The sequence below is a fragment of the Mycobacterium sp. E3247 genome, from assembly GCF_001667785.1.
Taxonomy (GTDB): Bacteria; Actinomycetota; Actinomycetes; order Mycobacteriales; family Mycobacteriaceae; genus Mycobacterium.
The window spans coordinates 1-543 of sequence record NZ_LZJG01000399.1 but is presented as its reverse complement, the minus strand read 5'-3'; the positions used below and the strand labels follow the sequence as shown (position 1 = coordinate 543).

The window sequence follows — 543 nt, the reverse complement described above, 5'->3', positions numbered from 1 at the left end:
AGCCTCGAAGAGGCCCAAATCGCCAAGTTCGACTTGGCGCTGGGCAAGTTGAAGCTCGAGCCGGGGATGACGCTGCTCGACATCGGCTGCGGCTGGGGCGCCACCATGCGGCGGGCCATTGAGAAGTACGACGTGAACGTCGTGGGCCTGACATTGTCGGAGAACCAGGCCGAGCATGTGCAGAAGACGTTCGACCAGATGGACACGCCCCGCACCCGGCGGGTGCTGTTGGAGGGGTGGGAGAAGTTCCACGAGCCCGTCGACCGCATCGTCTCGATCGGCGCCTTCGAGCACTTCGGCCGCCAGCGCTACGGGCGCTTCTTCAAGATGGCCTACCAGGCGCTGCCGTCCGACGGGGTGATGTTGCTGCACACCATCGTTCGCCCGTCCTTCAAAGACGCCCGGGCGCGGGGCATGAAGCTGACCCACGAGATCGTGCACTTCTCGCAGTTCATCTTGACCGAGATCTTCCCCGGCGGGTGGCTGCCGACACCGCAGACCGTCGGCGAGTACGCGGTCACGGCCGGCTTCGAGCTGACCCGG

General features: G+C 65.6%; 1 protein-coding gene. It reads left to right on the top strand.

Going from position 1 to position 543, the window contains the following annotated elements:
- Positions 1-543 (top strand): class I SAM-dependent methyltransferase (locus tag A9X04_RS21330; RefSeq protein ID WP_156764463.1); only part of this gene is annotated, 543 nt, incomplete at both ends.